Annotated in this window: 5 protein-coding genes and 2 pseudogenes; 6 read left to right on the top strand and 1 reads right to left on the bottom strand. The window is 57.6% G+C overall.

Features of this window, described 5'->3' with window-relative positions; all coding sequences use genetic code 11:
• Window positions 1–153: 153 nt before the first annotated feature.
• Window positions 154–771, top strand: a complete 618-nt coding sequence (locus THIDRDRAFT_RS22565) for an IS630 family transposase (protein WP_245535917.1) — start codon at window positions 154–156, stop codon at window positions 769–771.
• On the opposite strand, the gene THIDRDRAFT_RS25080 is transcribed toward THIDRDRAFT_RS22565, so the two are convergent.
• Entirely contained in the window at window positions 727–1350 is a 624-nt protein-coding gene (locus THIDRDRAFT_RS25080; RefSeq protein WP_007043245.1) for a transposase, read from the bottom strand. The genes THIDRDRAFT_RS22565 and THIDRDRAFT_RS25080 overlap by 45 nt on opposite strands.
• On the opposite strand from THIDRDRAFT_RS25080, the pseudogene THIDRDRAFT_RS22555 reads away from it, so the two are divergent.
• The 5 genes and pseudogenes from THIDRDRAFT_RS22555 to THIDRDRAFT_RS22535 all read left to right on the top strand — a co-directional run bounded on the left by THIDRDRAFT_RS22555 (window position 1349) and on the right by THIDRDRAFT_RS22535 (window position 6622).
• Window positions 1349–2601, top strand: a pseudogene (locus THIDRDRAFT_RS22555) (IS256 family transposase). The gene THIDRDRAFT_RS25080 and the pseudogene THIDRDRAFT_RS22555 sit on opposite strands and share 2 nt — an antisense overlap.
• Window positions 2602–2633: 32 nt before the next feature.
• Window positions 2634–3323 (top strand): annotated as a pseudogene (locus tag THIDRDRAFT_RS22550) (IS3 family transposase); the annotation flags it as partial.
• A gap of 100 nt (window positions 3324–3423) precedes the next feature.
• Entirely contained in the window at window positions 3424–4566 is a 1143-nt protein-coding gene (locus THIDRDRAFT_RS25075; RefSeq protein WP_007043241.1) for a glycosyltransferase family 4 protein, read from the top strand.
• A 42-nt stretch (window positions 4567–4608) separates the two neighbouring features.
• Window positions 4609–5841 carry a glycosyltransferase gene (locus tag THIDRDRAFT_RS22540; RefSeq protein WP_216725667.1) on the top strand — a complete coding sequence of 411 codons (1233 nt, stop codon included), beginning with the start codon at window positions 4609–4611 and terminating at the stop codon, window positions 5839–5841.
• Window positions 5831–6622 carry a WecB/TagA/CpsF family glycosyltransferase gene (locus THIDRDRAFT_RS22535; protein WP_007043239.1) on the top strand — a complete coding sequence of 264 codons (792 nt, stop codon included), beginning with the start codon at window positions 5831–5833 and terminating at the stop codon, window positions 6620–6622. Before THIDRDRAFT_RS22540 ends, THIDRDRAFT_RS22535 begins: the two co-directional genes overlap by 11 nt.
• Window positions 6623–6953 lie beyond the last annotated feature (331 nt).

The following is a 6953-nucleotide window of genomic DNA, read 5'->3' as shown; positions in this document are numbered from 1 at the left end:
CAACCAGGTCGCACGCGACCAACACCCCGAGCGCTGGAGTGGGCCAACGCGCAACTGGACGCCGATTACGGTCGTCTCCCTCAACCCGGAGCGCGATCTGGAACACACCCCGTTAGATCACGCGGTGTGACAACGATGCAGGCGACAACTACCTTGACAATTACCGCTGGCAAGGCCGATCCCGAGGCCCAGAAAGCCTTCCTCGCCGAGTACGAAACACTCAAGCAAACCAAGGGTGATGCGGATCCCATCTATTTCATGGATGCGGTCCACCCGCAGCACAATCCGGTCATCGCCCAGGGCTGGATCAAGCGCGGCGAGGATCGCGAGATCCGCTCCAACACCGGGCGGCGGCGCGTCAACATCAACGGTGCCATCGATCTCAAGTGCCTCGAACCCGTTGTCCGCTTCGACGACAGCATCAATGCCGTCTCGACCATCGCTCTGCTGCAGCAAATCGAGCAGCGGCATCCAGACGCGGCGGTGATTCACGTGATTTGCGACAATGCTCGCTACTATCGCTCCAAGGCGGTTCGTAAGCACTTGGAGACATCACGCGTGCAATTGCTCTTTCTCCCGCCCTATGCGCTAAACCTCAATCTGATCGAGCGATTCTGGAAGTATTTTAAAAAGATAGTGCTCTATAACCGCTATTTTGAGTCGTTCGCCGACTTCAAAGCGGCTTGCGAGAATTTCTTTCGTCACCCGAACCAATATCGTGGTGACCTACGATCGTTGCTGACGGAAAACTTCGCCATTGTCGGCGAGTAAAAACCGAAAAATTGGTATTAGCTCGGTATAATGCAGGCGGATTTGATGGCGATGCTTGCACACAAATTCACGCACCATTCGCGAACGATGAAATGGTGCACGATCCACAATCCAAATCAGTGGGCGCGTTCTCTTCTCCATCAGTTGCCTAAGAAAATGAACGTGCTCTTTAGAGGCAATGGACTTCTCTGTTACGTGATATCTCAACTCTCCTTGAGCCGTGATAACGGAAAGAACATTTAAGCGACCGCGTTTGCCTGTGACAAATACTTCAGGTCGGACACTGCGCGCACTCCAGGTTTTGCCTGAGCGCTCACGCAGATCAATGCCAGCCTCGTCCTCAAAGCCGATATCGGCCTGGATCTTATTTGCAAAACGTTGAATTTTTGGGAATTCCTCGTTGACAAAATGCTCGACAGCAGCGGGATCTTGCTCACGAGGGATCAACACCGGTTTCTGATAGGTGAGATTCAATTTGTGCAGGTGCTGATTTCTGGTGTACAGGCGCCCGAGGAGGGATGGCGTATCCTGTCGACTGGTCACGACCAAGATCACAGACGACAGAGGTGGATACGCCATGACCGAGTCTACGCTTGAAGGTCTTTCACAACCAGAAATCGAGGGGCACGACCCGCTGCATGCGTTGCTCAGGAAGGGGGCGCGCGAGCTCATCGCTCAGGCCGTCGAGGCGGAGTTGGCGAGCTTTCTGGCCGGGTATGCCGATCAGCGCCTTGAGGATGGGCGCCGAGCGGTGGTCCGCAACGGCTACTTGCCCGAACGGACGGTGCAGACGGGCCTGGGAGACGTCGCGGTGAAGGTGCCGAAGGTCCGTGACCGCAGTGGTAGTGGAGCGATCTTCCACTCGAGCCTGCTGCCGCCGTATCTGAAGCGCTCGCGCAGCGTCGAGGAACTGATCCCCTGGTTCTATCTCAAGGGGATCTCGACCGGGGACTATCAGGAGGCGCTCGCGGCGTTGCTCGGCGATCGGGCCAAGGGGCTGTCGGCCAACACGATCGTGCGTCTCAAGCAGCAGTGGAGCGAGGAGCATCGGCGCTGGAGCCAGCGCGACCTCAGCGATCGGCGTTACGTCTATTGGTGGGCCGACGGCATCTACAGCAATGTGCGCCAGGATGATCGGGTGTGCCTGCTGGTGATCGTCGGCGTCACCGAGCATGGCCACAAGGAACGGGTCGCCGTCGAGGATGGCTATCGGGAGTCCGAGGCCAGTTGGGGCGAAGTGCTCACCAGCCTGCGCGAGCGTGGGCTGACGGCCGGCCCCAAGCTCGCCGTGGGCGACGGGCGCTGGGATTCTGGAAGGCGCTCGCCAAGGCCTATCCGGACACGGTCCACCAGCGCTGCTGGGTGCACAAGACAGCCAATGTGCTCGCCAAGCTGCCCAAGTCCGTGCAGCCGAAGGTCAAGGCCGACCTGCAGGAGATCTGGATGGCCGAGACCCGCACATCGGCCAACCAGGCATTCGAGCGCGCCCTCAAGCGCTTCGAGGCCAAATATCCGAAGGCCATGGCTTGCCTGGCCAAGGCTCGGGAGACCTTGCTCGCCTTCTACGACTATCCGGCCGAGCATTGGGTGCATATTCGCACCACCAACCCGATCGAATCGACCTTCGCCACCGTGCGCCTACGCACCAACCGCACCCGCAACTGCGGGGCACGCGAGACCACGTTGGCGATGGTCTTCAAGCTGCTCCAGTCAGCGCAGAAGAACTGGAGACGCATCAAGGGATTTGGAAAGTTGGAACTGGTCGTCAATAACGTCCCGTTCCGCGATGGAGAGCAAGTGAACGATCAGTCAGATCGGATCGCCGCCTGATGGAGGCCATACACCAGATTTGACATTAACTCCGCAAGCGCGTGCAGCGATTGATGGGGATTTTGGGCTTGGCTGGCATGGCGCCGGGACCGAACACCAGCCAACCGCACACCGAGCACCCGGTCTATCCCTACTTGCTGCGCGGGGGCGAGGTCACGCGCCCAAACCAGGTATGGAGCACCGACATCACCTACGTCCGCCTGGCGCATGGCTTTGCGTACCTGGTGGCCGTCATTGACTGGTACGCGCGCCGGGTACTGGCCTGGCGCCTGTCCAACACCCTGGAGGCAGGGTTCTGCGTGGACTGTCTGCAAGAGGCGCTACGCACGCACGGGCGCCCCGAGATCTTCAATACCGACCAAGGGTCACAGTTCACCAGCGCGGTGTTCACGGGAGTGCTCCTGCGCGAAGGGATCGCCATCAGCATGGATGGACGCGGGCGGGCATTGAACAACATCTTCGTCGAGCGCCTGTGGCGCAGCGTCAAGTACGAGGATATTGACCTCAAAGGCTACGCCAGCTTGCCCGAGCTGCTCCTAGGGTTGACTGAGTATTTCGCCTTCTACAACGGCGAACGTCCCCACCAATCGCTGGGCTATCTCACGCCTGATGCAGTCTACCGATCGGGAAACGGCGGTGGGGCCAAGATCGTCGATCGCTTCGGCGAGACAACACTGGGGCAGCGCCAAACCGCTGCGATTGAGGTGGCCAGTACAACTTAAATTCGGGGGAAAACTGTCCTGGACATGGGGTCCACTTTACTTCTACGGTCTCCCCGGCAAAGCCGGGGATTTCTCAACCGATTAAGAATTTTATCGAGAAATGCGAAAAGTATTTATCAGTCAGCGTAGACTTGCACAGTATAGGGTTCCCCTGTTCGACCACCTTCTTTCCTTGTTGCTTAAGGAGAATATCGACCTAAGTATTGTTGCTGGTGAAGGGACTTTGACGGAAAAAAATAAACGAGATGCAGGCCATCTAGCTTGGGTCGAATCTATTCCAACTTATTATTATGCTAGTGACCGTTTTTGCTGGCAACCTTTGTATCGTTATCTGGATGATGTCGATCTGTTGGTCATGACGCAGGAGAATAAACTCCTGGTGAATCATCTCTTGTTGCTCGCCCCAAGACGGTTCAAGCTCGCCTTTTGGGGGCACGGCGCTAATCTTCAAAGCGATCGTCCGGATGGATTGAAAGAGCGTTTCAAGCGCTGGACGACGAACCGGGTGGACTGGTGGTTTGCCTATACTCGGATGAGTGCGCAACTCGTGGAGCAGGCCGGGTTTCCGGATTCCCGCATCACAGTCCTTCATAACTCTGTGGATACTCAGTCACTGCAACTTCTGCGGCTTGAGGTTACGCCTTATGATACACAGGCGCTACGTAAATCTCTTGGCTTCGGAACTGGTCCTGTTGGAGTTTATTTAGGCTCGCTTTACACGGAAAAGCGATTGGATTTCCTGTTTGAAACCGCTGGTTTGATTCGTCAGGCTTTACCCGATTTTCATTTATTGATTATAGGAGATGGTCCGGAACGGGATAAGGTCCGTGCTTGGTGCTCGTCAAACGGCTGGGCACAATGGGTTGGCGCTCGTCAGGGGCGCGAGAAAGTGGCTTATTTTTCTATGGCGCAGGTCATGTTGAATCCTGGGGCTGTTGGATTGGGGATTCTCGACTCTTTCGTATGCCGAACGCCGATGCTGACAACGGATTGTAGACTACATGGTCCTGAAATCGCTTATCTTGAGAATGGTGTGAATGGGTGGATGACCGCAAATGAAATCGAAAGTTATGTGGATATCTGTGTGCGTCTTTTAAGTGATGAACAAGTACTTGAACATCTTCGTCGTGGCTGTGACGCCTGTGCGGTGGAGTATACAGTGGAGAACATGGCGCAACGCTTTGCCGATGGGATCGTGAATTGTCTTGATACGCCAAGGTATCGCCAGCGGACTAATGAATGAACATGGTCGCACTAGGTTTTTCAACATATCCATCTCACGCTTTTGTGGATCGGCACGCAGTCGATCACTTACACCATGATGTCTAATTCAAGCCTCCGGCACGTACGTAACCTTCGTGTTCTGATCGCGCACAACGCTTACCAACATCGCGGTGGCGAGGATACGGTGGTCGAATCGGAGATCGCCTTACTGCGCGCGTATGGACACGAGGTGGCAACCTACACCCGTAGCAACGACGAAGTTGAGGGTATGCCTTCGCTGTCCCTGGCTCGGCAGGTCTTGTGGTCTGACGTTACGATCCGCGACCTTGTCACCCTGATTGAGCGATTTCGACCCGATGTGATCCACGTCCACAACACCTTCCCGTTGATCTCCCCCTCCCTGTACTGGGTTGCCGCCCGCCATGGTGTCCCGGTGGTGCAAACTCTTCACAACTTTCGCCTACTCTGCGCCCAGGCGATGTTCCTTCGCAATGATGCGGTCTGCGAGGATTGCCTCGGACGCTTGCCATGGCTCGGGGTGGCGCGCCGCTGTTACCGGAGCTCGCGGGCGCAGAGCGCGGTGCTGGTCGCGATGTTGGGTGTGCATCGTGCCCTGGGGACCTACCGCCAGAAGGTTACCCGCTATATCGCCCTGAATGACTTCTGTCGCGACAAGTTCATCGCTGGCGGATTGCCGGCGGAACGGGTGATGGTGAAGCCCAACTTCGTGGATGTTCCACCATTGGTCCGACGGCCGGTGACGAGCCGTTTTCTGTTCGTCGGAAGGCTGTCACCGGAAAAGGGTGTGAAGACATTGGTGGCTGCGGCGGCGCAGGTGCCAGATGCTGTGTTCGAGGTGGTCGGCGACGGGCCAGAGGCGGCCGAACTCGCCGGTGTCGCCAACGTGGAACGGCGTGGTCTACTGTCGCTCGACGCGGTGATGCAGACGATGACAGGCGCGGCCTGTCTGGTGATGCCGAGCCTTTGGTACGAGAACTTCCCGCGCACCCTGGTTGAGGCATTTGCGCTTGGTCTGCCGGTGATCGCCAGCCGGCTGGGCGCGCTTGCTGAATTGGTTCGCGACGGCGAGACCGGGCTCCTGTTCACACCTGGCGATCCGGCCGATCTCGCTGCGAAGGTACGGGGGGCCATGGCCAACCCGGACGCGTTGCGGCGCATGGGCGAGTCGGCACGACGCGAGTATGAAGCGAAGTACACTCCAGGTGTAAGCTATCGGCAACTGATGGACATCTACCAGGACGCGATCGACGAGGTGCGAGGCCGTGGACACTGATCGGGTGGTAGCGCGTGTGCTTGGCGTTCCGATCGACGCCTTGTCGTGGGAGCGGGCCGTTGCGCGGATCATGGATTGGGCGCGTGCGAGTGAGTCCCGATACGTGGCGATCTGTAACGTGCATGTCACCGTCACCGCGTCGAGGGATACCTCGTTCGGTCAGGTGATCGATACGGCCGATGTGGCCACCCCGGACGGAGCGCCGATCGCCTGGATGCTGCGGCGCCTCGGCTATACTAGCCAAGCGCGGATTTCCGGCCCCGATTTAATGCTGGCGCTGCTCCAGCGTTGCCTGGAAGACGGTGTGGCGGTGTATTTCTATGGCAGCACCGAGGCCACACTGGCGGCATTGGATACGCGGCTGATGGAGCGTTTTCCGGGCTTGCTGATCTCGGGTCGCGAGTCGCCGCCGTTTCGCGCCTTGTCGACCGATGAGGACGATGCAGCGGTTGCCCGGATCAATGCAAGCGGCGCTGGCATCCTGTTCGTCGGCCTGGGATGTCCGAAACAGGAGCGCTGGATGGCAGCCCATCGTGGACGGGTGAATGCGGTGATGATCGGCGTGGGAGCGGCTTTCGATTTTCATGCAGGAACCGTGCGGCGTGCACCAGCATGGATGTGTCATAACGGTCTGGAATGGTTGCATCGGTTGTTGTCGGAACCCCGCCGTTTGTGGAAGCGGTATCTGGTGACGAATACATTGTTCATCGCAGGCGCGGCATGGCAACTGTTGCAGATGGTCTGGTCGGATCATGAACATCGGACCAAGTCGCGGGACTGAACACGGCCGATGTCGGTGTCAAAATGAGCCAATAAGAATTGCTGCGAAATGACGGGTGCAACCAGAACGGTCGTTGTCAAGAAAGTAAAGTGGACCCTGAAAATCGGACAGTCATTTAAGTTGTCAGGCCGGCACGAAAGGGTTGATCAAAATGGGTGAAGCAAAGCGCAAGACCTACGCCGCCGCGTTCAAAGCCAAAGTGGCCTTGGAGGCATCCCATTACACAGAACTCTGAGTGTACGATAGCGAACTATTTTTTCTGAGACATGTTGGAGCACACGATGGGCTGGGCGCCGGAAGAATTGGCCTCGATTGATCTGGGCGACACGCG

Origin of the sequence: Thiorhodococcus drewsii AZ1 (assembly GCF_000224065.1) — a bacterium.
GTDB classification, from domain to species: Bacteria; Pseudomonadota; Gammaproteobacteria; order Chromatiales; family Chromatiaceae; genus Imhoffiella; species Imhoffiella drewsii.
Note: the sequence above shows the minus strand (reverse complement) of the source record. Positions and strands in the feature narration are given on the sequence as shown.